The 22,800-nt window shown below is 66.8% G+C and carries 17 protein-coding genes and 2 tRNA genes; 13 read left to right on the forward strand and 6 right to left on the reverse strand.

Translation table 11 applies throughout. From position 1 onward, the window contains the following. Positions 1-11: 11 nt before the first annotated feature. Positions 12-1,112, reverse strand: a complete 1,101-nt coding sequence (locus Q0J54_RS01865; RefSeq protein ID WP_296303607.1) for a regulatory iron-sulfur-containing complex subunit RicT — start codon at positions 1,110-1,112, stop codon at positions 12-14. 151 nt (positions 1,113-1,263) lie between these two features. Here Q0J54_RS01865 and Q0J54_RS01870 point away from each other — a divergent pair, with 151 nt between their 5' ends. The 7 genes from Q0J54_RS01870 to Q0J54_RS01900 all read left to right on the forward strand — a co-directional run bounded on the left by Q0J54_RS01870 (position 1,264) and on the right by Q0J54_RS01900 (position 12,162). Beyond that, the gene (locus Q0J54_RS01870) at positions 1,264-1,821 is read left to right on the forward strand and encodes an HD domain-containing protein (protein WP_296303609.1); all 558 of its coding nucleotides are present in this window, start codon (positions 1,264-1,266) and stop codon (positions 1,819-1,821) included. A gap of 192 nt (positions 1,822-2,013) precedes the next feature. After that, entirely contained in the window at positions 2,014-3,369 is a 1,356-nt protein-coding gene (locus Q0J54_RS01875; protein WP_296303632.1) for an ATP-dependent 6-phosphofructokinase, read from the forward strand. A gap of 10 nt (positions 3,370-3,379) precedes the next feature. Next, a complete protein-coding gene (locus tag Q0J54_RS01880) occupies positions 3,380-6,673 on the forward strand; it encodes a UvrD-helicase domain-containing protein (RefSeq protein WP_296303611.1) in 3,294 nt (1,097 codons plus the stop codon). A gap of 3 nt (positions 6,674-6,676) precedes the next feature. After that, on the forward strand, positions 6,677-9,721 hold the full coding sequence (locus tag Q0J54_RS01885; RefSeq protein WP_296303613.1) for a PD-(D/E)XK nuclease family protein: 3,045 nt from the start codon (positions 6,677-6,679) through the stop codon (positions 9,719-9,721). A gap of 315 nt (positions 9,722-10,036) precedes the next feature. Beyond that, on the forward strand, positions 10,037-11,134 hold the full coding sequence (locus Q0J54_RS01890; protein WP_296303614.1) for a nitronate monooxygenase: 1,098 nt from the start codon (positions 10,037-10,039) through the stop codon (positions 11,132-11,134). A gap of 196 nt (positions 11,135-11,330) precedes the next feature. Continuing rightward, positions 11,331-11,603, forward strand: coding sequence for a hypothetical protein (locus tag Q0J54_RS01895; protein ID WP_296303615.1), 273 nt, complete (start codon positions 11,331-11,333; stop codon positions 11,601-11,603). Between the two features lie 19 nt (positions 11,604-11,622). Continuing rightward, positions 11,623-12,162: a hypothetical protein gene (locus Q0J54_RS01900; RefSeq protein WP_296303616.1), complete on the forward strand. Its 540-nt coding sequence runs from the start codon at positions 11,623-11,625 to the stop codon at positions 12,160-12,162. Between the two features lie 450 nt (positions 12,163-12,612). Here the strand turns inward: Q0J54_RS01900 and Q0J54_RS01905 are convergent, their stop codons facing one another. Genes Q0J54_RS01905 through Q0J54_RS01925 form a run of 5 tightly spaced genes read right to left on the reverse strand, consistent with a single transcriptional unit; the run spans position 12,613 to position 16,788 of the window. Next, positions 12,613-13,548: an ABC transporter substrate-binding protein gene (locus tag Q0J54_RS01905; protein ID WP_296303617.1), complete on the reverse strand. Its 936-nt coding sequence runs from the start codon at positions 13,546-13,548 to the stop codon at positions 12,613-12,615. After that, positions 13,484-14,353: an ABC transporter ATP-binding protein gene (locus Q0J54_RS01910; protein WP_296303618.1), complete on the reverse strand. Its 870-nt coding sequence runs from the start codon at positions 14,351-14,353 to the stop codon at positions 13,484-13,486. The genes Q0J54_RS01905 and Q0J54_RS01910 overlap by 65 nt, the downstream gene beginning before the upstream one ends. Continuing rightward, a complete protein-coding gene (locus tag Q0J54_RS01915) occupies positions 14,353-15,393 on the reverse strand; it encodes an iron ABC transporter permease (RefSeq protein ID WP_296303619.1) in 1,041 nt (346 codons plus the stop codon). Before Q0J54_RS01915 ends, Q0J54_RS01910 begins: the two co-directional genes overlap by 1 nt. A 34-nt stretch (positions 15,394-15,427) precedes the next feature. Beyond that, positions 15,428-16,180 carry a polyphenol oxidase family protein gene (locus Q0J54_RS01920; RefSeq protein WP_296303620.1) on the reverse strand — a complete coding sequence of 251 codons (753 nt, stop codon included), beginning with the start codon at positions 16,178-16,180 and terminating at the stop codon, positions 15,428-15,430. Continuing rightward, complete coding sequence (locus Q0J54_RS01925) at positions 16,171-16,788, reverse strand: 5-formyltetrahydrofolate cyclo-ligase (RefSeq protein ID WP_296303621.1); 618 nt, start codon at positions 16,786-16,788, stop codon at positions 16,171-16,173. The genes Q0J54_RS01920 and Q0J54_RS01925 overlap by 10 nt, the downstream gene beginning before the upstream one ends. Before the next feature lie 70 nt (positions 16,789-16,858). On the opposite strand from Q0J54_RS01925, the gene Q0J54_RS01930 reads away from it, so the two are divergent. From Q0J54_RS01930 to Q0J54_RS01955, 6 genes are all read left to right on the forward strand, one after another. After that, the gene (locus Q0J54_RS01930; RefSeq protein ID WP_296303622.1) at positions 16,859-17,554 is read left to right on the forward strand and encodes a metallophosphoesterase; all 696 of its coding nucleotides are present in this window, start codon (positions 16,859-16,861) and stop codon (positions 17,552-17,554) included. Between the two features lie 339 nt (positions 17,555-17,893). After that, complete coding sequence (locus tag Q0J54_RS01935; protein WP_296303623.1) at positions 17,894-20,596, forward strand: Rne/Rng family ribonuclease; 2,703 nt, start codon at positions 17,894-17,896, stop codon at positions 20,594-20,596. Further along, positions 20,581-21,249, forward strand: coding sequence for an epoxyqueuosine reductase QueH (locus Q0J54_RS01940; RefSeq protein ID WP_296303624.1), 669 nt, complete (start codon positions 20,581-20,583; stop codon positions 21,247-21,249). The genes Q0J54_RS01935 and Q0J54_RS01940 overlap by 16 nt, the downstream gene beginning before the upstream one ends. A gap of 69 nt (positions 21,250-21,318) precedes the next feature. Beyond that, positions 21,319-21,394, forward strand: a tRNA-Asn gene (locus Q0J54_RS01945). Between the two features lie 225 nt (positions 21,395-21,619). Further along, a tRNA-Asn gene (locus Q0J54_RS01950) sits at positions 21,620-21,695 on the forward strand. A 241-nt stretch (positions 21,696-21,936) separates the two neighbouring features. Then, on the forward strand, positions 21,937-22,647 hold the full coding sequence (locus tag Q0J54_RS01955) for a DUF533 domain-containing protein (RefSeq protein WP_296303625.1): 711 nt from the start codon (positions 21,937-21,939) through the stop codon (positions 22,645-22,647). Positions 22,648-22,800 lie beyond the last annotated feature (153 nt).

The raw sequence follows: 22,800 nt of genomic DNA on the forward strand, positions 1-22,800 counted from the left end.
CGGGTCGCTCCTTACGGTTGTTCGGTGGAGGGGCCGTCGTCGTCCGCGCTGCGGGCGGCCGGCTTGCGGCGGCGTTTGCGGCGGGCTTTGCCGCCCTCGCCCTGCCCCGCGGCCGGCTGGGCGGCGCTGGCGGCCATGCCGTCGGCGCTGTCTCCGGCCTCCGGCAAAAGATCATGGAAGCGGGACAGATCATCATCGATGGTGTCCGGCGTGGCGGAAACGATGAGCATGCCGTCCGCGGCGGGCGAGGCTGCCGGTCTGGCCTGGGCCTTGCCCTGCCCCGCCGCCTGCTGCTGTTGCGGCGCTTCGGGGCGGTGGGGATCAAGGGCCTGCCATTCTTCAAGCGTCAGTTCAAGTTCTTCATTGTTCTCGTTGAGGACGGAAAGCGAATTGCGGAACATGTTGGCCCGCAGGACCTTCATGCTGCCCTGCGTGGTCTGGTATTTCTTGCCCAGGCGGGGGCAGTGGCGGTGGAAGCGGTCGTAATTCTCCTGCTCATAGGCCAGGCAGCACAGAAGGCGGCCGCAGATGCCGGAGATCTTGGCCGGATTGAGGAACAGGTTCTGTTCCTTGGCCATGCGGATGGTCACCGGCGCGAACTTGCGCAAATAGCGGCGGCAGCAGCAGACCATACCGCAGTTGCCCACAGCGCCCACCATCTGGGTCTCATGGCGCACGCCTATCTGGCGTAGTTCGATGCGGGCGCGGTATTCACGCACCAGATCCTTCACCAGCTCCCTGAAGTCGATGCGCGCCGGGGCGGTAAAGTAAAAGATGAACTTGCTGCGGTCAAAATAGACTTCCACTTCCACAAGTTTCATGTCCAGACGGCGCTGCCGGATGCACTGCCGGCAGAAGGCCGCGGCCTCCTGCGCCAGGACGGCATTGCTGCGGGCGCGTTCCTTGTCTTCCGCCGTTGCCGGGCGCAGGATGTCCTGTGCGGTGTCGGCATAGGGCGCGGGCAGGCTTTCATGTGGCCCGGAAACGACCTCGGCCAGGGCTTCGCCCTGCTCGGCGGCAACGATCACCTGATCGCCGGGACGCAGCGTATCCGGGCCGGAATAATAGCACGTCTGGCCGAGCGTACGGAATTTCAGGCCATAAAGGGGCATGGCTATACGGAACCTCGTGAAGAAATCGTGACGACAAACAGTGCTTTTCCGACATATTCCGCGCGCTGTCAACACAGGGGGCTCCTCCCTTGCCAAGCGTTGCCGCCTGACATAGGCTTAAGATACTTTTTTCTGACGAGGTGCAACTCATATGATATCCCGTAAGGATGCGCTGGCCCTGCTGGCGGAACATGGCGTGGAAGGCGGTCTTTTGCAGCACAGTACGGCGTCGGCGGCGGTCATGGCCGCGCTGGCGCGTCACTTCGGCGAGGATGAGGAGCTCTGGGCGCTGACGGGCCTGCTGCATGACGTGGACTATCCGGCCACCATGCAGGAACCGCAGCGGCACGGACTGGCGGCCGGCGAACTGCTGGCGGGCAGGCTGCCGGAGGAGGCCCTTACGGCCATCCGGGCCCATAACGGCGAGATGACGGGCGTCATGCCGCAAAGCCGGCTGGATCATGCCCTGCGCTGCGCGGAGACCGTTACCGGGCTGGTGAGCGCCGCGGCCCTCATGCGGCCCACGGGCTATGAGGGCATGGAAAGCAAGAGCATCAAGAAGAAGATGAAGGACAAGGCCTTCGCCGCCAGCGTCAACCGGGACAATATCCGGGAATGCGAGAAGATCGGCCTGGAGCTGGACGCCTTCCTCACGCTGGTCATCGCCGCCATGAAGGCGGAACATGACGCCGCGCAGCCGGCCGCCTGAGAGGCGTCCCGGCTGATCTTTCGCCAGCGCTGCGGCGCGGCGGCAGGGGCGATACGTCTTTTTCGGACCGGGGAGAGCCGCCCTCCGCGGCGGCCCTCCGGCCGCAGGACGCCAACACTTCCGGTTCCGGCCGGGACACAAGGAGAGGGAACGATGTCTCATCAGCACAAGAACGGCGCGTCACATCCCATCATGTCCATCTGCCATGAGGAGTACAACGGCATCGAGACCGGCATCCGGCTGCTCGGCCCGGCCAAGCTGGACTCTCCCCTGCCCTTCCGGGCCTGGGCCGATGACCGGCGCATCCCCATCTATGTAGACAGGGAACTCTGCGACGACTTCGACGACCCGGTCTGTCTCTGCTTCGAGGCGGCCGGGCCGCGGCGCAAGCTCTATTTCGATCCCCGCCGGGCCAAGTGCGCCATCGTCACCTGCGGGGGGCTCTGTCCCGGGCTCAACGACGTCATCCGCTCCATCGTTCTGGAGGCCTACCATGCCTACGACGTGCCCTCGGTCATCGGCATACGCTATGGGCTGGAAGGCTTCATCGCCCGTTACGGGCATGAAGTGGCCGAACTGACGCCACGGCGCGTGGGCGAGATCCACCGTTTCGGGGGGACCATCCTGGGGACGTCGCGCGGGCCGCAGTCCCCGGAAGAGATCGTGGACATGCTGGAACGCAGCAACGTGAACATCCTGTTCGTCATCGGCGGCGACGGCTCCATGAAGGCGGCCCAGGCCATCGCCGGCGAGGTCGCCGCGCGCAGTCTCAAGCTTGCCGTCATCGGCATCCCCAAGACCATCGACAACGACATCAACTTCATCGCCCAGTCCTTCGGCTTCGAGACCGCCGTGTCCAAGGCCACCGAAGCCATACAGAGCGCCCATACCGAGGCCTGCGGCGTGCATAACGGCGTCGGTCTGGTGAAGCTCATGGGGCGCGAGTCCGGCTTCATCGCGGCGCGCGCGGCACTGGCCCTCAAGGAGGTGAACTTCGTGCTCGTGCCGGAGGCCCCCTTCCGGCTGGAAGGCGAAGGCGGGCTGCTGCCCGCACTGGAGCAGCGGCTGGCCGCGCGGCATCATGCCGTCATCGTGGTTGCCGAGGGCGCGGGCCAGCATCTGCTGGATCAGCGTGGCGAAACGGATATTTCGGGCAATCCCGTGCTGGGGGATGTCGCCAGCCTGCTGCAACGGGAGATCAGGCGTTACCTCGGGGAGCGCGGCGTGCCGCATACCCTCAAGTTCATCGATCCGAGCTACATCATCCGTTCCGTGCCCGCCACCCCCAACGACAAGGTCTATTGCGGCTTTCTGGGCCAGTACGCCGTGCATGCCGCCATGGCCGGCCGTACGGAGATGGTGGTGGGCCGCCTGCAGGACAAGTTCGTCCATCTGCCGCTGCCTCTCGTGACGGCCAAGCGCCGCAAGCTCAACATCGCCTCCGACCTCTGGCGGGCCGTGCTGGAGTCCACCGGGCAGGGCATGCTTGCCGGCATGCTGCCGCCGGAAGGGACGGCCACGCCGGCTGCCGCGGCGGAACAGGCATAGGACGGGCCGGATGGATATCGCCGCCGCCCTGCATGCCCGCCAGCGCATGCTCCAGATCAAGGCATCCGCCGGCTCGGGCAAGACCTATACGCTGACGCGCCTGTTCCTGAACCGGCTCTCCCGCTGCGAGGCCGGCGCCGCCGGGGCGGGGGCCGCCTGTCTTGTCCGGCATGACGGCCCGGCGCACTGGGGGGAGATCCTTGCCATCACCTTCACCAATGCCGCGGCCACGGAGATGCGCGACCGCGTCATCAGGGAACTGAAAAACGTGGCCCTGGGCAACATGGCGCAGGACATCCCCCTGCAGCCGCAGGCCGCCGCCCGCTGGCTGGACGTCATCCTGCGCGACCTTGCCTCGCTCAATATCCGCACCATCGACAGCCTGCTGCACCGCATCGTGCGGGCCGCCGCGCTGGATCTCGGCCTGCCGCCGGACTTCCAGCCCGTCTTTGCCAGCAGCGAGGCCATGCAGCCCCGGCTTGACCGGCTCATGGACGAGGCCTGGCACGGAGATGCGGACAAGCTGGCCATGCTGCGCGCCGTGTATGGCGGATTGATCTTCCAGGGAGACAGGAAAGGCTTCGTGGCCGGCACGCATCTTGTGGAGGAGCTGCGCTCCCTCTGGGACGGCTTTCTGGACGGCAGCTTTGCCCGGCTCAGTCCGCCGGCGGCCATCGAGGCGGAGGTGGAACGCATCTGGACGGACTGCCGCACGGCGGCCGAAGCCTTCCTGAAAGAGAGCGGGGGCGACGGCGTCAAGGTCAAGGCGCCGGTGAAACAGGCCTGCGAAAAGATCGTGGCGCGGAACGCGGATTTCAAAAAGAGTTCCTTTTTCACCGAGCCGGACAAGGAGTTCCTCAATAAGGGCAGCGCCTGCCCCGCCTCGCTGACAAAAGCCTGGGAACGGCTCTGGCGGACGGCCAGCGGGGCCATCCGCCCGCTCGCCGTGCTGGAGGAGGCGGGCAAGTCCGCCCAGACCGTGCGCCTTGCCCGGATGCTCTGCGAGGAGTTCGAGCGTGACAGTCGCCGGGACGGCAACATCCCGGCGGTGCTCATCCCGCTCAAGGCCAGGGAGGCGCTGTCCGGGGAGTACGGCGTGCCCGAGGCTCTCTGCCGCCTGGGCAGCCGTTTACGGCATTTCATGCTCGACGAGTTCCAGGATACCAGCCGCCAGCAGTGGCAGGCCATGCATCCGCTGGTGGAGGAGGCGCTGGCCCAGGGCGGGACGCTGACCTGGGTGGGCGACGTCAAGCAGGCCATCTACGGCTGGCGCGGCGGCGATACCCGGCTTTTCGACGAGCTGGCGCGGGATGCGGGACTCCTGGGCATGGCCGAGGGCTGCCGTCAGGAATCCCTGCCCTGCAACCGGCGCAGCCGGCAAGTCATCGTGGAGCACAACAACCGTCTGTTCTCCCGTCTGGCCGACCGCGAGACGGCGCGGGAGGTGCTGACGGCCATCCTGGGCAGGAGCGTCCCCGCCGATCTGCTGGAGGAGGGCGCGGCCGCCGTGGCGGGCGCGTATGCCGATGCCGTGCAGCGTCTGCCGGAGCCGGCGGCCGCCGGCGGCTGCGTGCGGGTGTACGATGTGGAGGACGCGGCGGGGATCAGCCATGCCGCCGAAGGCAGGCAGGCCGTGGGGGAATGCCTGCTGCGCCTCGTGCGGGAGACGGGCGCGCGCCGTCCCTGGTCGGATATGCTGGTGCTGGTGAGCACCAATGAGCTGGCCCATGATTACGCTGAACTGCTCATGGAGGACGGCGTCCCCGTCATCACGGAGAACAGCCTCCTGCTGGCGGAACATCCGCTCATCCTGCAGCTGGTGGCCTTTTTGCGCTTTCTGGATCGGCCCGAGGACGACGTGGCCCTGTGGACCGTGCTGCACGGCGCGTTGCTGGCCGGTCATTCCGCCTTCAGCCTCGACTCGCAGGCGCTGCACGACTGGCGGGCCGCCCATGCCCGCCGACAGCGTCCGCTCTGGCAGGCCTTCCGGGAGTTCCGCCCGGACATCTGGGAGCATTTCCTGGCGCCCTTCCTTGGCCGGGCCGGGCTTATGACGCCGTACGATACCCTCATGGAGTGGTGCGCGCGTCTCCAGGCGCACGAGCGCTTTCCCGAGGCGGCGGTCTTCCTGCGCTACTTCATGGAGGTGCTTGCCTGCGCCGAGGAGAACGGCCTGGCCTCTCCGGCGGCCTTTCTGCACCACTGGGATCAGAAGGGGCAGGAGGAAAAAGTCCCCGCGCCGGACAACCTGGATGCCGTGCGCGTTATGACCATCCACAAGTCCAAGGGATTGCAGGCGCCGGTGGTCATCCTGCCCGGTACCGGCATGTCCCTTCTGGTGAACAGGATGCTGCCCGTGAGCGTGGGCGGGATACGCGTGGTCTGTCGGGCGCGGGCCGGGATGGGAGAGCCCTATTACCGCGAATACGTTCGTCAGGGTGTGGAGCGCCTCAATCAGCTCTATGTGGCCTTTACCCGCGCCTGCGAAGAGCTGCACATCATCCGCACGCCGCTTGCCTCCTCTGCGCGCGGCAGCGTCACGGCCGGTCTGGACCGGCTCTGGGAGCTGGCCGGTTTTGCCGTCCCCTATGCGGAAGGAGAGCTCCCGGCACGGACGGTGGCGGCGGATGCCGTGAGCGATGCGGAGACCTGTCCTCCCGAAGGAGAGCCCATCTCCCCGATGGCGGACGACATCTCCCCCACGGGGCCCGACGACGAGGAGCGGCCGTGGCGGCCCATGCAGTGGCTGCCCGCGCTCAAGATATTCCGCAATCCGCTGGGCGGCGCATTCCGTCCGCAGGACCGGGGAGAATTCCTCCACCATTGCCTTGAACACCTTGCCGCCACGGCGGGCGACTGTGCCGGGAGCCGGGCCGTCGCGGCCTGGCGGCGCGGGCGGGAGACCTTTCCCCGTTCCGTGCCGGAGGATGACGCCTTTCGTCAGGGCATCCTGACCGCCCTCGACTGGGCGGCGGGACAGCCCCTGCTCATGGACTGGCTGGGCCGAGGGCATGCGGAACAGGGGCTGCTCGTGGCCGGGCGCGACGGCCTGCGGGCCGGTCGGGCGGACCTGATCGTCCCGGGCCGGCGGCGTCATCTGGTGCTGGAATTCAAGAGCGGCAGGCCGGAGGCGGGGCATGCGGCGCAGCTGCGCGGCTATCTGAGCTGCCTGCCGCAGGACCTTCCGGCCACGGGGCTGCTCGTCTATCTGGATGAACGCTGTTTCCGGCGGGTGGAACTCACGGACGCCACGGAACTGCTGGCGGAGCTGACGCAGGCCTTTCCCTGTTGCCATGAGGTATAGAACATGCCCGGAACGCCCTTTTTCCTTTTTGACTGGCGCAAGCCCTTCCTGCCCGCCCTCAAGGACTTCATCGCCCGACGTACGGACGGCTGTCCCGGGCGGGCCCTGCTGGTGGTCCCCCACAATCGCCCCTGGCGCTATCTCCAGCACCTCTATGCTCTGGACGGCAGGCCGACCCTGCTGCCCAAGGTCATAACCTTCACCGAGCTGCTGGGCCGCTGGCGGGAACAGGCGGGCGAGCCGCCCGTCCATACGGCCAACAGTCTGGATCAGGTGGCGTTGCTGCGCGAATGCGTCGCCGGCCTTTCCCGGACGGACAGCGGCCTTGCCGAGCGCTTCTCGCGCATGGAGATGGAAGAATTCCTGCCCTGGGGCATGCGGCTGGCCGGCGTGCTGGAAGAGCTTTTCGGGTATGGCGTGACGGCCGCCGACATCGCCCACATGGAAGGGGAGGTGGCGCCGCCCGCGGCCGCCCTGCTTGCCGCGCTGGGGCGCATCCAGGAGGCGTACGCCCGCCTGCTGCGGGAACGGGGCTGGACGACGCCGGGTTTCGACGCCTGCGAGACGGCCCGCCTCGGCGAAGACGTGCCGGAGAGCCTGCGCGCCCGTGACGGCCGGCCGGTGCTGCTGGCGGGCTTTGCTCTGCTGACGCCCACCGAGGACATATTGCTCCGTCGTCTCTGGGAAGCCGGCGCGGACATCTGCCTGCATACGGACGCGGCGCTGGCGCTGGGCGACAGGCCGCACTGGGCCTGCGAGGAACATGCCCGCTGGCTGCGCCGCTGGCAGGCGCGGGCCACGCTTGCGGATGCCGGCGACGCGGCGGATGCGGCGCAGCCGGCGGGGCCGGAATTCCACTTTTTTGCCGGGTATGACGTGCATTCCCAGCTGGAGGCCCTGCGCGAGGACCTGCTGGCGGAGATGCCTTCCGCCAAGGATGCGGAAGATGCCGTCCGCCTGGACAGGGAAGACGGCGACGAGGCGGTCATCCACTGGACCACGGGCCAGGAACCCGCCGGGCCGTCCACGGCCGTGGTGCTGACCCATAACGGGCTGCTCCTGCCGGTGCTGCACCATCTGCCGCGCAAGGACGTCAACATCTCCATGGGCTATCCGCTGGAGCGCTCGCCGCTGTTCCGCCTGCTGGAAAGCCTTTTCCGCACGCAGGAGGAACGCGGCGCGGACGGCCGCTACTACTGGCGGAGCCTGCTGGAATGTCTGCGCCATCCCTACCTGGCCATGCTCCAGCAGGAGGAGGCGGTCGATCCCGCGGCAGCGCCGGAAGCCGGGCGCGCCTCCCTGCGGGAACCGCTGGCCCTGCTGGCCGAGACCATCCGTCAGGGCAGCCGGAGCCGCACGCTCGAGGAGGTTCTGGCCCCGGTGGAAGTCCGTCTCGCGCCGCGGGAGGCCCGGGCCCTGCGCGAACTTGTCCACATCCTTTTTTCCGCCTTTGCCGCCGTGCGTACCTGTGCGGAGCTGGCCGACGCGCTGGAGGCCCTGTGCGTCTGCCTCCAGGAGCGCGGCGGGCACATCTGGCCGCACTATCCGCTGGACGCCGAGGCCATGTACCGCCTGCGGGAACACTGTCTGCCCGTTTTGCGCCACAACGCCCTGAGCCGGGAACCGTTCACGGCGCGGCAGCTCTTCCAGTTCGCCCGGCAGATCCTGCGACAGGAGCGCATCCCCTTCGAGGCGGTCCCCCTTACCGGCCTGCAGGTGCTGGGCATGCTGGAGACCCGCCTGCTCCACTTCGATCGTCTGTATATCCTGGACGCCACGGACGAGAGCCTGCCCGGCAGCGCGGTACAGGACCCCCTGTTGCCGGACAGTCTGCGGCTGGAACTGGGGCTGCCCGATGCGCGACGGCGCGAACGGGCGGCGGCGCATACCCTCTTCCGGCTGTGTGCCGGGGCGAGCAAGGTCACCTTCTCCTGGCAGGAGGGCATTTCCCGCTCGGCTCTCTTCGATGCCCGCAAAAGCCGCAGCCGCTTCGTGGAGCAGCTCATCTGGCAGGAGGAGCGGCGGCGCGGCCGGCTGCTTGTGCCCGGCGAAGCGCCCCTGCACACTCCCGCCAGCGCGGCACGCCCTTCCGCCGCGCAACCGGAGGAGATCGTCCACTCCCCTGCCCTGCGGGAGGTCATGCGGCGGTTTCTGGACGGGCGAATCTCTCCCACGGCGCTGGATGCCTACCTCGGCTGTCCCAAGCGTTTCGTCTGGCATTACCTCTGCCGGCTGCGCGAGGCGGAGGAAGTCAATGAGGGGGACGATCACGCCCTGGTCGGCAAGGTCGTCCATCGTGTGCTCGAGCAGCTTTACCGTCCGCACATCGGCAAGACCGTGTGCGCGCAGGATTTCCGGCAGGCTGATCTGGCCGCCCTGCTGGTGCAGGCCCTTGCCGATCTGGGAGGCGAGGACGCTCTGCCGCCGGAAAGCCGCATCATGCTTGAGCTGTCCGTACCTTACCGGCTGCGAAAGTATCTGGACGAGCAGCCGGAAACCACCATCATCGGCCTGGAGGAGCCGCTGGAGACCCGGCTGTCGCTCTGGGAGGGGCGCGGGTTTGCCTTCTGGGGGCAGGCGGACCGCATCGACAGGCGGGAAGGAGCGCTCCATCTCGTGGATTACAAGACCGGGCGCGTGCGCGGCGCGGATACGCTGCTCTGGAACGAGGAGGACTTCTGGCGGGAGCTGGACGATTTCCGCCGCGCGGCGGAAGCGGGCGAGGCGGATGCCGACGACGCCCTGCCGCTGCTGGCGGTGGTGCGCGAGCGCCTGCACAGCCTGCAACTGCCCTGCTATGTGGCTCTGCTGGCCGGGTTGCGGCCTGAAGAGCGGGTGGAGAACGCCTGTCTGGTGGAGTTGTACGAGAAGGGCAAGGAGCACCCGCTGTTCAGCGGTCCGTGGACAGACGAGGACTATGCCGTGGCGCTGCGGCGCTGTCGTGAGCTGCTCGGTCTGGTCATCTGGCACATGGAGCATTGCGCGACCTTCCGGCCCGTGACGGGACGCTGCGCGCACTGTCCCTACCGGGGAGCCTGCCGGGCCTGATGCGGCCGCCGGCTTTTTCTCGTCCGTCCTGCACCCGCGCGGAATGCGGTTATTTGTAAGATATTGTGTCCGCGGCCAGCGCCGGCATGGTGAGCGGAAGCGGAGAGGCCCGCGTGCGGCTTGCAGGGCGCGGCGCGCAACATCCCGGCGGCCAGGCGGCACGGGCGGGGCCGTCGCAGGCTGCCGATAACGGGCCCGCCCTTGTGTTTTGCCTTTTTTTTGCCTACCATCGGGACATTCTGGTCATGCGGCCTCCCCGTCTGTGACGGGGAAGACATGACCTCCCTTTCCATGCGCCTGCGGAGGTTGTATACCGTGCCTTTTCCCCCTTTGAAAATTGGCGAGCTCTGTGCCCGTCGTCCCATCGTGCAGGGCGGCATGGGCGTCGGCATTTCCCTTTCCGGCCTGGCGTCCGCCGTGGCCAATGAAGGCGGCATAGGCGTCATTGCCGGGGCCATGATCGGCATGCGCGAGCCGGACGTGGCCAAAAATCCCATTGAAGCCAACCTGCGCGCCCTGCGGCAGGAGCTGCAACTCGCTCGGGAAAAAACACAGGGCATCATCGGCGTCAATATCATGGTGGCCCTGACGACCTTTACCCAGATGGTGCGTACCGCCATCGAGAATCATGCCGACGTCATCTTTTCCGGCGCGGGCCTGCCGCTGGACATGCCCCGCCATCTGCGGGAACTCTGCGAGGAAAAGAAACAGGAATTCAAGACCAAGCTCGTGCCCATCGTCTCCTCCGCCCGGGCGGCGACGGTCATTGCCAAAAAATGGCTGAGCCGCTTTGATTACACGCCCGACGCCGTGGTGGTGGAAGGTCCCCGGGCCGGCGGGCATCTGGGCTTCAAGGTCGAGGAACTGGATGATCCGGCCTTCGCGCTGGAGAAGCTCGTCCCCGATGTGGTGGAGTCGGTCAAGCCCTTTGAGGACAAGAGCGGCCGGGCCATCCCTGTCATTGCGGCCGGCGGCATCTACAATGGGGAAGACATCGACAAGTTCCTGCATCTGGGGGCTTCCGGCGTGCAGATGGGCACGCGCTTCGTGGCGACCTACGAGTGCGATGCCGACCAGCGCTTCAAGGAAAGCTACCTTGCGGCCACGGACGCGGACGTGACCATCATCAAGAGTCCTGTGGGCATGCCGGGCCGGGCCCTGAACAATGCCTTTATTGAAGCGGCACGCGAAGGGCGCAAAAAACCCTTCAAGTGCGTCTTCCACTGTGTGAGCACCTGCGAGCAGGAAAAGACCCCCTACTGCATCGCCTCCGCCCTCATCAACGCCATGAAGGGCAATCTGGAGCGGGGTTTCGCCTTCTGCGGGGCCAACGTCTCCCGCGTGAAGGAGATCATTTCCGTCAGGGAACTGATGGACTCGCTGCAACGCGAATACGAAGCCGTACAGGCCTGAAAAACAGTGTGCCGCAGCCGCGGCGCGGAGGGAGGCGATCCCTGCCGTCCTTTCTGGAAAGGAGAGCGACCGGCGGGCCGCTCCCCTCTTTTTTTCACTTCAGGCGGCCGGCGCAAGAGGGGCGCGGATATCATTTCTCTTGCCGCTCCGCCGCTTTCCTGTGGCCGGACAGCCTGTCCCAAGGAGCCGTTTTTTCATGGAACGTCTTGAACTCCTCTCCGCCATGCTCATGGTGCTGAGCCCCGTCATGGTGCTTATGAGCCTTATCAGCCCCAGGGGGGCCATCCTTTTTCGGCGCAAGACGCGCCTCAAGGGGGTACTGCTCTGGCTGTGCGTGGGGCTTGCGGGGCTGGCGCTGGCGCATATCGTCGTGCCGCAGCCCGGCGGGCCGCTCCCGGATGCGTCGGCCGGCTCGCAGGCCGCTCCTGCCGCCCCCTCGCCGGCGGCCGTTCCCCGGCAACAACAGTAATGAACGGGAGGTCTCGGAAATGATGGTCTTTTTCTGCAAACGCGCAACAACGGCCGACGGCCGTACGCGCTGGTCGGCAAGCGTCCCTACCCTGCTGGGGTTCACCACCGTCGGCTGGTTCTATTCCGAGGAGCTCGCGCACAGCTTCATCCATTTCCTGGAAAGCACGCCGCATGCCCGTGACGAGGCGGAAAACGACGCCTGGCGCGAGTTTCAGTTCCGTCTGGATTTCCTCTGGTGTGAAAAGCTGCAAAAGGAGCGCGCCGTGCTGGAAAGCCACTGGCAGCCGCTGCATGACGTTCTCTGGCGCTATACGGCAGCCATTGCCGAGCTGTTGCGTAAGACGGATCCTGCCGCGACGGACAGGAGCGCCCGCATTGCCGAAGGCTTCCAGGCCATCTGGGAAAGTGCCTTCACGGCCATGCGCGCCCTTGAGGGGCTGGAGCCGCTGGCCGATCTGCTGGAGGCGCAAAGCCGGGTGCACGGCCAGATCAGAACCGAGCTTGAACGCCAGGCCGGGCAGATGGCCGAAGCGGGAGCGCTGCCGCGCCTGCAGTAGGCGCCTGTTAACACAAGTTTGACAAATAATTTAAGTAGATAATGAAGTAGCTGAACGTGCTCAGCTTGCCTTTGGGGGTGGGCTCGCCTCGTGTCCCTGACTTCCCCCCAACAAACAGTAAATAGCGTCAACAGGCCCCAGCGGGCCTTGCCGTGGTTGCCGGGGCGCGGACAGTCCCGCCTTTCAAGGGGTACTTCACCCTTTCCAGGCGGGAAGAGGCCTTCACGGCCGGTAGTGGCGATACGGAGAGGGCCTTTTTTGGTTGAGACGCTTTGCGTTGCAGACCATGCCTGTCGTTTCGCGGGAGAATGCGGTTTTTCCGCTCGCGTGTGGCCGGACGGGGTGTTGCCGCCGCGCAGGTTGCTTTTGCAATGGACGCTTTCAAAAAAACAGGGGAGCCCGGACGATGCGCGTACCGGGCTCCCCTCCTTCTTTGGCGTCACAGCGGCATCATTCCGCCCGCCGCGTGCCCTGCGCCGCGGCGGGACGGGCATGCAGCCAGTGGCCGAGCATTTCCGCCGCCTCGATGGAACGCGGTCCGGGCCGGGAAAAAAGCTCTTCCTTCACTTCAAGGATGCGTCCCTCCCGTACGGCGCGCAGCTCCCGGTAATGCGGCCGTTCGGCCACGGGCTGCGGCGCGGGGTTCATGGGGCCGACCTGATAGATGTAGGCATCCGGGTCGGCGGCGAGGACGGCCTCCTCATTGAGGCGAACCAGCTTGCGCGGGGAATCCACCACGTTGATGCCCCCGGCGGCATTGATGAGGTCATTGACGATGCTGCCCTTGCCGGCCGCCAGCAGATTGGGGGACCCCGCCTCGAAAAAGACGCGCACCGCCGGCTCCGTGGCGTAGCTGTTGCGCAGGGCGGCCAGACGTCGTCGCCACTGCCCGACAAGGTTGGTGGCCTCCACCTCGCGCCCCACAAGCCGGCCGAGGGTCAGGGTCACCGTATACAGATCCTCCAGGGAGTTGAGCTCAAAGGTCAGGACGGGTATGCCCAGTTCCCGCAGGTGCTCCGTCTGGCTCCCCGCTTCCCGGCGGCCCTTCATCTGCAGGATGACGTCCGGCTTCCGGGCCACGATGAGCTCGGCATTGGGCTGCATGTGCGTGCCGATGGCCGGAAGGCCGGCCAGTTCCGGCAGATGCTCGTCGGCGGCGGTGCGGGCCACGATGACGTCCCGCGCGCCCAGCGCCAGCAGAATCTCGTTGAAGGAACCGTACAGGGAGATGACGCGGCGTACCGGGATGGGCAGTCCCTTGCCTTGTCCGTCCTGGGTGCTGAGGGTGATGCTGCTCCTGATGGGGACCGTCGCGGCGGCATCAGCCGCGCGGGACGTCCCCGGCGGACAGCAGAGGCCCGCCAGCAGCCCCAGACAGAACAGCACGCGGCACAGTTTCCTCGTCCGCATGGTACGGGCCGTGCGGACAGGCGGGAAGCGCCTGCGGCAGGCCGTTACGCGGATGGGCAAAGACGCAAAGGGAAAGATCGTAGAGGGCACCGAGATTTTCCTCCGTAAAAACCGTCTCCGGGGGACCGTCAAAGAGTACGCGGCCCTGCTTGAGCCCCACAAGGCGCGTGGCGTACTGGGCCGCCAGGCTGCAATCATGCACGGCCATGACGATGGCCATGCCGGCCCGACGGCGCTGCTCCAGCAGGTCGAAGAGTTCCACCACCCGCGCCCAGTCAAGGGCGGCCGCCAGTTCGTCCAGCAGCAGCAGGCGGCTTTCCTGCGCCAGGGCGCGGGCCAGCATCACCCGCTGTACCTCGCCGCCGGAAAGCTCCCCCATGCGGCGATGGGCCAGCTCCCGCGCTCCCGCGCTGGCCAGGGCCTGATCGGCCACGGCATGGTCGTGGGTGGTGTAGGTTCCCCACCAGCCAAGGTGGGCATAGCGACCCAGCAGCACCATGTCCCGGACGAGCTGGGAGGCGAAGAATTCCGCGCGCTGGGGGACGACGGCTATCCGCCGGGCACGCTCGCGGGGAGGCAGGGTCGCGGGCCCCCTGCCCTCCAGGAGGACGCGTCCGGCAGCGGGCGCAAGCTGCCCGGCCAGTACGCGCAGCAGCGTGGTCTTGCCGCTGCCGTTGTGCCCGAGCAGGGCCACGCTTTCGCCGGGGGCCACCGTCAGGCTGACGTCGTGCAGCACGTCCCGTCCGGGATAGCCTGCGCGGACATGTTCACAGCACAGCATCAGCGCCTCCGCAGCATCACGCCGAAAAATGGCCCGCCCAGCAGGGAGGTGACGACGCCTACCGGCAGTTCGCGGCCGCCGTCCAGGACGCCGCGCGCCAGCACATCCGCCCAGAGCAGGAGGATGCCCCCGCCGAAAAAGGCGCCGATCAGCAGGGGGGCATGGCGCACGCCCAGCCGCAGGCGCAGCAGATGCGGCACCACGAGGCCCACAAAGCCTATAACGCCCGTCACGGCAACGCAACCCGCCGTCATGCAGCTTGCGCCGGCCAGCAGCCAGAAGCGGGCCCGCCCGACATGCAGGCCCACCTGAGCGGCCTGTTCGTCGCCCAGCGCCAGCACGTCCAGCGCCCGCCAGTGCAGCGCCACGGCCAGCAGGCCCGGCAGCAGGGTCAGCAGCAGCAGCGGCAGGGCCTGCCAGCCGCGCCCCTGCAGGCTGCCCATGATCCAGAAGACGATGCTGGTGACGGATTCCTCGTTGAGGGCCTTGATGAGCGCCACCAGCGCCCCCAGAAAGGCCGACATGGCGATGCCCGCCAGGATGACGGTCTCCCGCCGGAAGCCGCCGTCCCCCCTGCCCAGCCAGAGTGTGCCGGCCAGCGCCAGCAGCGCGCCCGCAAGGGCGCACAGGGAGATGAGGCTCATGCCGTTGGCCCCCAGGCGAACGGTCAGGCCCAGCGAACCGCCGAGGGCGATGGCGATGCTGGCGCCGCAGGCCGCCCCGGAAGAGATGCCGAGGGTGAAGGGGTCGGCCAGCGGATTGCGCAGGACGCCCTGAAGGGCCACGCCGGCCACGGCCAGCGTGCCGCCGCACAGCAGGGCCAGCACGGCCCGTGAAAGCCGTATCTCGCTGATGACCGAGCAGGCCACGGGGTCCACGCCGCTTTCGCCGAATCCGGCCATCCCGGCAAAGACGGACCAGATCTCGGGCAGCGTCAGCGAGACCGGCCCGCCGAGGCAGGACAACGGGACGGACGCCAGCCAGAGCAGGACGATGCCGGCAAGCAGACCGGCGGGGGACAGGAAACGGCGGGGCGGCATGGCTATCCGTCCCTTTGCGGGCAGCCGGCGAACATCAGTCCTCCCGCAGCCAGATAAGGCTCGCCTGTCGGCCCGACGCCGGATGGCGGCGATGGGAGAAGCAAAGCCGGGGATTGCTGGCCGTACAGATGTCCACGCCGAAGATATGGCGCGCCTCAAGGCCGGCTTCCAGCAGTTGATGCCGGGTCAGGCCCCAGAGGTCAACGGTCCGGTTTTCGGGCTGGAACCACGGCCGGAAGCCCTCGCCCCATTCCGTGTCGAAATGGATGAATTCGGCCCGGTCAGGGCCGAGGCTCGGCCCGCGCACCGCCAGGATGTCCCGCGGCGAAAGGCGGTAGCGCTCGCAGAAGCGCCGTACGGCCGACTGCGGGAAACCGCGGCGGTTGCCCCGCCAGCCCACATGCAGGGCGGCGATGTGGCGGCCGCCCGTATGGGCCAGCAGAATGGGCTGACAGTCCGCCGTCTTGATGCAGAGGGGCAGCCCGGGCCTGTCGGTGGCCATGCCGTCCCCTTCCGCCACGGGCTGCGCCTCCGCGGCGACGGGTTCGGGATCGAAAAGCAGGCCGTCGCCGTGTACCTGGCGCAGTTCCGCCCAGTGCGCGATATGCAGCCCTGCCGCCAGCCCGCGGCGGGCGGCCAGCACGTTTTCCGCCGGATCGCCGTTCACGGCAAAGGAAATGTTGCCGCCGGAAGCGGGCGCATCCGGCGCGGGGTCCCGGCGCAGCTGGAAGGCGCAGCCGACCTGCGGCAGACCGGGGAAGTGGAAGGCGAGCACGTTTACAGACATAGCCACTCCCTGTCCGTACAGATATGGGTCATGCGTTCATCCCACGGTTCGGCGGGCAGTTCCTCCTGGAGCTGGCAGTGGTAGCACAACCCTACGAAGGCGCGCGGGCCGTCGTCTTCCCGCGCGCGCACGGCGGAAAGGAAGCGGTCGTAATAGCCGCCGCCGAAGCCCAGCCGCCTGCCCTGCCGGTCAAAGCCCAGTCCGGGCACGATGAACACGTCCGGCCGGAATGCCGTGCCCGCATCTTCCGGGCCGAAGCCCGGCAGATCGTCCCGCGGCTCCAGCAGTTGGAAGGGACCGGGGCGCAGCTCCTCCCGGCCGCGCACGGACACGAAGTCCATAAGGCCGTACTGCTGGCGGACGCGGGGCAGGTAGAGCGTCTTTCCGGCCTGCCAGGCGGCATCCAGCAGCGGGGCGGTATCCAGCTCATCCGGCAGGGAAACATAGAGGACGACGCCCTTCGCCTGCCGCCAGAGGGAAGACGCCAGCAAATGCGCGTGCGCCCGCGCCGCGAGCTCCCCGCCCCGTGTGGCGGCGACGTCCCGCCGGGCCTGCCGCAGCCGGGCGCGCAGGGCTTTTTTCCGTTCCGGTAAAGAGGTGGCGGACATAGTGCTTTCCTTGTGACGTAAAATATGGCACAGTCTTTGGCGTTGCAAGCCTAACAAAGGAAGTGTGACCATGCCAAGCCTCCCCAAGCAGGATTATCTGTGGATCGCCGTAGGCGACATACATGACGATGCGGCGTGCTTTGCCCGTATTCCCGAACTGGCGCAGGCCGACGGGATCATCGTCACCGGCGATCTGACCATCACCGGCGGCGCCAAGCAGGCCGAGCTTGTGATGGATGTCCTGTGGCGGCACTGCCCCGTGGTCTGGGCGCAGATCGGCAATATGGACCGGCCGGAAGTGGACGCCTGGCTGAGCGAGAAGGGATGCAACCTGCATGCCCGCGTACAGGAACTGACGCCGGACATCGCCCTGTTCGGGGTCGGCGGCTCCACCTTCACGCCCTTCGGGACGCCCAGCGAATTCCCGGAAGTCAGCTTCTCGGAATGGCTCAATGCCTGCTGGCAGCGGGCGCGCCTCTATCCGCACACCATTCTCGTGTCCCATAACCCGCCCAAGGATACGGCCTGCGACGTCATCCCCGGCGATGTGCATGTGGGCTCCACGGCGGTGCGTGAATTTCTGGAAGAGGCCCAGCCGGAGCTCTGCCTGTGCGGGCATATCCATGAGGCGCGGGCCATCGACCGCGTGGGCCGTACGCTGGTGGTCAATCCCGGCGCGCTGGCCCAGGGCGGGTATGTGGTCGTGCGCAGCAACGACGGGCAGCTTTCCGCCGAGCTCTGCCGTCTCGATCTGCGGGAAAGCTGAGCGGATCGGGAGCCCTGCCGTGTTGCCGTCCTTGCGGGACGACGCGGCGGGGCGGATGCCGGAAGCCCCGGCATGGTATCGACGGCAAATTTCGGGAGGCCGGGCCGGATGCCCCGCTCCCCCTTCCGCCGGGGATCTTCCGTGCGGACGATGATATTTTGACAGACAGCCCTCTCGACGCTGGCGCGGGCCCCCTGCCGGATATGCCGGCAGCGCTGGGGTTTTCGCAGCCGCGGACAGCCTGTGCGGCGTGTCCGTTCCCTTGCGGAGCAGCGGCTCCGCGCGTGCGATGGCTGCAAACATTTTTTGACTGCGGACAGCAGTCCCATAAGGAATGGTATGACATCCCATCAGGAAAAGCCTGAAGGAAGCGAATCCCTCGCTGCCGAGACGGCCGGTACGGCCGATTCCCCTGTGATGGCCGCGGTGGCGGCCGATGACCCCTCCTCCGAATCCTCTTCTTCCCCGCAACGCGGGGCACGCGCTTCCCGCCGCAAGAGTGACGGCGCAGCCGATGCCGTGAGCGCTCCCCGCAAACGCCGCAGCCGCCGTACGGCGGATGAGACAGCGGCGGAGGCGGACGCCGTGCAGGCTGAGGCCTCGCCTGAAGCGGAGCCTGCTGCCGCGCCGGCCAGGACCGCTTCGCCACGCAAAGGCCGCCGGACGGGCGCTGCCCGCAGCGCCGCCAGTGCCGGGGACGACACGACGGCAACGCTCCCTGTCGGAGAGGACGCCTCTCCGGCGACGAGCGGGGAGGAGACGCCCTCCCCTGCCCGCGGGACGCGCGGCGCCGCCAGGGGACGCACCAGAAAAACGGCGCAGGCGGCGTCCGCCCCTGCGGAGAGCGGCGTGCAGGATGCGGCTGCCGCTCCCGCTGCTGAAGGAGCGCCGCAGGATGCCGCGCCGGATGGGGAGGGGGCAGCCGCTCCCCGGCGTACTTCCCGTACCGGACGCAGCCGCAAGAAAGACGCTGCCGGACAGGAACGGAGCGATCAGGCCGCCGGCGGACAGGACGCGCAGCCGTCCAGCGCCAAAGCTGATGCGGAAACGGCGGATGCGTCTGTGCGGGAAGATGGCGAAGCGACCGCCCCAGCCCCCCGCAAAACGGCGGCCCGTGGCAGGAAGCGCGACAGCGCGGCGGAAGCTGCCGCGTCCGCAGGGGAAGCGGCGACGCCAGCCATGCCGGCCCTGGAACAACAGGATATGCTCCCGCCTGCCCTGCAGGAAACACGCCCAGTGCCCGTCCTGCGCGAACAGTCCCTGCCGGTCCCTGTGCCGGCGGCAGCAACGGGACCGGAAGCGACGGGTGAAAGCACGGAAGCCGCCGCCTCTGACGCCGTGGAAACGGAAGAGGAAGGCGTTCGCCGCAAGAGCCGGCGCGGCCGCCGGGGCGGCCGGGGACGCAACCGCAAGAACCGTCAGGGAAGCGAAACGGCGGAAACGCCGTCGCTGAGCGAGATATTTGCCGGAGGGGACGACACGGATGCCTCCTCCGCCCTGGAGTCGGCGGAGCCCGCGACAGGGGAAGAAAACGCCGAACCGGCCAGGAAGGGCAGCGTGCGCGCGGCGGCGGTCAAGGCCAGGGCGGCCTCCTCCACGGGGCGGCAGCGCATGTTCATCAGCATCCTGCCCGGCGAACAGGTGGAAGTGGCGCTCGCCGAGGAAGGCGTGCTGCTGGAATACTACCTTGACATGCTGCACCAGAAGAAGCTCAAGGGCAATATCTACAAGGGCGTCATCCACAATATCGACACCAACCTGCAGGCGGCCTTCGTCAGCTACGGCGCGGGCAAGAACGGCTTTTTGCAGATCGACGAGGTGCACCCCGAATACTGGCTGACCCACCATGAACCGGCCAAAGGCAAGAAGTATCCGCCTATCCAGAAGGTGCTCAAGGCCGGGCAGGAAGTGCTTGTGCAGGTCGTCAAGGAACCCAACGGCAGCAAGGGGGCCTTCCTCACCACCTGGCTGTCGCTGGCCGGGCGCTTTCTCGTGCTGACGCCGGGCCAGGAGCAGATCGGCGTCTCGCGCAAGGTGGACAATGACGAGGAGCGGGCCCGGCTGCGCGAGATGATGAACGGCATCGATCCCGGCGAGGGGCTGGGTGTCATCGTCCGCACGGTGAGCGCGGGGGTCACCAAGACCATCCTGCGCAGCGATCTGCAATATCTCAAGCGCGTCTGGAAGGACATCCGCAAAAAGGCTACGGAAGTGGCGGCTCCGGCCCTCATCCATGAGGAACCTGGCCTGCCGGAACGGGCCGTGCGCGACTACCTGACCGACGACGTGTGCGAGATATGGGTGGACAACGAGGCGCTTGCCGAAAGCATCCGCGATATGGTGAGCCAGCTCTTCCCGCGCAAGAAGGATCTGGTGCGTCTGCATTCGGACACGCGGCATACTCTCTGGGAGCGCTTCAATCTGCGCCGACAGCTTGATCAGATCTATTCCCGCGAAGTGACGCTGCCTTCGGGCGGGCGGCTGGTCTTTGACCAGACGGAAGCCCTCATGGCCGTGGACATCAACTCCGGCAAGATCTCCGGCAAGGTCAACTTCGAGTCCATGGCCTTCAAGACCAATGTGGAAGCGGCGGAGACCATCGCCCGACAGCTCAAGCTGCGCGACATCGGCGGACAGGTGGTCATCGACTTCATCGAGATGCGTGATCGCAAACATGTCCTGGAAGTAGAAAAGACCCTGCGCGCAGCCATGAAGAACGATCGTGCCCGGCACGATGTGGGCCGCATGAGTTCTTTCGGGCTGCTGGAGCTGGTGCGGCAGCGCATGGGGTCCTCGGCGCTGGCCATCAGTATGGAGCCCTGCCCGCACTGCAACGGTACCGGCCAGCGGCGCAACCGCGAGTGGCAGGCCCTTCAGGCCCTGCGTGAGCTGCGTAGTCTGCTGCGCTCCTGCCAGGAGGACCGCTTGCGTTTTGAGACCACGGCCGAAGTGGGCATGTACCTGCTCAATCACAAGCGTGATACCCTGCGCGATATGGAAAACAGCTTCGGCAAGAGCATTGAAATATGTCTGCGTCCGTAACGTCCGCTGCCGGCAACAGCCTGCTGCTGCACGTCTGCTGCGGGCCCTGTTCCATCATGCCGGTGCAGCGCCTGCAGGAGGCGGGCTATGCGGTGACGGCCTGGTTCATGAATCCCAACATTCAGCCATTGAGCGAGTATTTCCGGCGGCGGGAAGCCGCCGGGGAATGCGCGGAGCGGCTGGGCATCCCCATCCTGTACGAGGATGCGCCGTGGGATATCGTGGCCTGGCTGCGGCAGGTGGCAGGGCGCGACCTGCCGCCGGAGCGCTGCCGCTGGTGCTGCACCAGCCGGATGGAGGCGACGTATGCCGCCGCCCGCGCCCTGGGGTTCGCGTATTTTTCCAGCAGCCTGCTCTACTCCCGCTATCAGCCGCATGATGCCATCGCCGCGGCGGGCTTTCGTCTGTGCGGGCTGGATGTCCCGGCTGTCCTGCCGCAAGCGCATCCCGCGTCCGCGCCAGACGCGGCGGCAGCGCAGACGGCAGGGCCCTGCTTCGTCTATCGGGATTTTCGTACGGACTGGCAGGCGGGCATCGACATCTCCCGGGCCTGGGGCGTCTACCGTCAGCCGTACTGCGGCTGCGTCTACAGCGAGGCGGAGCGTTACCACAAGAAGTGGCAGCGCCTGCTGACGTCCGAGGGGCGGGCCTGAGAAAAAGAAAAATTTTTCTTGACCTGAGGAGAAAAGACGCGTAAAAGCATCTTCGTCACTTCGACACATTCCCCGATAGCTCAATCGGCAGAGCGGGTGACTGTTAATCACTAGGTTGGCGGTTCAAGTCCGTCTCGGGGAGCCACGAAAGCAAAGCCCTCGCGCTGTTCGGCGCGGGGGCTTTTCCATATCCGCGAAGCAGCCGCCGTGCCGCTCGGAAGCGTTGCCTTGCGGCGACAGCAGGACAGGCGGCGTTCGCGGCGGAGTCGTGAGGCAGGCCATGAGACGATGGCGGGGCTGCGAGAAAAAGAAAACTTTCCCTTGACAAAATATCCTCTCCCGCGTACAAGCATCTTCGTCAGTTCGACATTCCCCGATAGCTCAATCGGCAGAGCGGGTGACTGTTAATCACTAGGTTGGCGGTTCAAGTCCGTCTCGGGGAGCCACGAAAGCAAAGCCCCTGCGCTGTTCGGCGCGGGGGCTTTTCCTTTTCCGCCAGACCTGTTCCCTTATTCCGGCACAGCGCACGATGGCCGTCCCCCCTCCCCTGCCGGTGTGACGGCAGGGCGTATGTGACATTTTGGTGACAAACCTTTGCACCCGCCTGCCGCTGCCTTGACAGATCATGCCGTCAATCTGATATGGTGTTCCATACTGTCACCCCCAAGTCTTCAGAGGTAAACAACTATGTCACTTTTTGACATCATCAAGGGCAAGGACTGGGGCGCCACCCTCGGTTCGCTGGCCGACAAGGCCAGAAGCGGCGCAAGCGACCTGACCAGGAATGCCCCCGGCGGCATGGGCGGTCTGCTGGGCGCCGGGGCGCTGGGAGCCCTGCTGGGCTCCGTGCTTTCCAAGGATGTGCTCCAGAACGCGGCGCTGGTGGGCGCCGGGGCCGTGGCCTGGAATTTCTACAAGAAATGGTCGGACAAGAAGGAAGAGGGCGCAGCGGCCCGGCAGGCGGCCGCGGGCTTTGGTATGGGACAGCCCGCCGCGGCCCCGTCAGGCCCCGTGAGCGGAGCCAGTGACCCCACGGCCATGCTGCTTTTGCGGGCCATGATCTTTGCCGCCCGTGCCGACGGACACATCGACGCCACGGAACAGGAACGCATTTCCAAAATGGTCGCCCAGATGTTCCCCGGGCAGGACGCCAGTCAGCTCGTCAATGCGCTGCTCAATGAGCCCATCGATCCGGCTGTGCTGGCCGGGCAGATACGTTCGGCGGAGCAGGGAGAAGATCTGTACCGCCTTTCCTGCCTCATCGTGGATATCGATCACTTCATGGAGCGCAGCTATCTCGACGGGCTTGCCCAGGCGCTGCATATCGCGCCGCAGCGCAAGGACGCCCTGGAACTGGAAGCCGCGCAGGCCAAACAGCAGCTGGCCGTCACCGCCTGATGCCCGCGCGGGGGGTATCCCTCCTCTCTCCCCGCGCGGCGCTGCTGTTTATGCAAAAGCCGGAGCTCGTCTCCGGCTTTTTTTGTATGAAGAAAACCTCCCGCTAGGCGGGAGGTTCAAAAAAGCTTAAAGCTTTGCGTATGTTATAAAAAC

This window comes from uncultured Desulfovibrio sp., assembly GCF_944324935.1.
Lineage (GTDB): Bacteria > Desulfobacterota > Desulfovibrionia > Desulfovibrionales > Desulfovibrionaceae > Desulfovibrio.

Excerpts from the sequence above, each read along its gene's own strand:
- Q0J54_RS01865 (WP_296303607.1), bottom strand. The coding sequence starts at position 1,112 with ATGCCCCTTTATGGCCTGAAATTCCGTACGCTCGGCCAGACGTGCTAT.
- Q0J54_RS01870 (WP_296303609.1), top strand. The coding sequence starts at position 1,264 with ATGATATCCCGTAAGGATGCGCTGGCCCTGCTGGCGGAACATGGCGTG.
- Q0J54_RS01875 (WP_296303632.1), top strand. The coding sequence starts at position 2,014 with ATGTCCATCTGCCATGAGGAGTACAACGGCATCGAGACCGGCATCCGG.
- Q0J54_RS01880 (WP_296303611.1), top strand. The coding sequence starts at position 3,380 with ATGGATATCGCCGCCGCCCTGCATGCCCGCCAGCGCATGCTCCAGATC.
- Q0J54_RS01885 (WP_296303613.1), top strand. The coding sequence starts at position 6,677 with ATGCCCGGAACGCCCTTTTTCCTTTTTGACTGGCGCAAGCCCTTCCTG.
- Q0J54_RS01895 (WP_296303615.1), top strand. The coding sequence starts at position 11,331 with ATGGAACGTCTTGAACTCCTCTCCGCCATGCTCATGGTGCTGAGCCCC.
- Q0J54_RS01900 (WP_296303616.1), top strand. The coding sequence starts at position 11,623 with ATGATGGTCTTTTTCTGCAAACGCGCAACAACGGCCGACGGCCGTACG.
- Q0J54_RS01910 (WP_296303618.1), bottom strand. The coding sequence starts at position 14,353 with ATGCTGTGCTGTGAACATGTCCGCGCAGGCTATCCCGGACGGGACGTG.
- Q0J54_RS01915 (WP_296303619.1), bottom strand. The coding sequence starts at position 15,393 with ATGCCGCCCCGCCGTTTCCTGTCCCCCGCCGGTCTGCTTGCCGGCATC.
- Q0J54_RS01920 (WP_296303620.1), bottom strand. The coding sequence starts at position 16,180 with ATGTCTGTAAACGTGCTCGCCTTCCACTTCCCCGGTCTGCCGCAGGTC.
- Q0J54_RS01925 (WP_296303621.1), bottom strand. The coding sequence starts at position 16,788 with ATGTCCGCCACCTCTTTACCGGAACGGAAAAAAGCCCTGCGCGCCCGG.
- Q0J54_RS01930 (WP_296303622.1), top strand. The coding sequence starts at position 16,859 with ATGCCAAGCCTCCCCAAGCAGGATTATCTGTGGATCGCCGTAGGCGAC.
- Q0J54_RS01935 (WP_296303623.1), top strand. The coding sequence starts at position 17,894 with ATGACATCCCATCAGGAAAAGCCTGAAGGAAGCGAATCCCTCGCTGCC.
- Q0J54_RS01940 (WP_296303624.1), top strand. The coding sequence starts at position 20,581 with ATGTCTGCGTCCGTAACGTCCGCTGCCGGCAACAGCCTGCTGCTGCAC.
- Q0J54_RS01955 (WP_296303625.1), top strand. The coding sequence starts at position 21,937 with ATGTCACTTTTTGACATCATCAAGGGCAAGGACTGGGGCGCCACCCTC.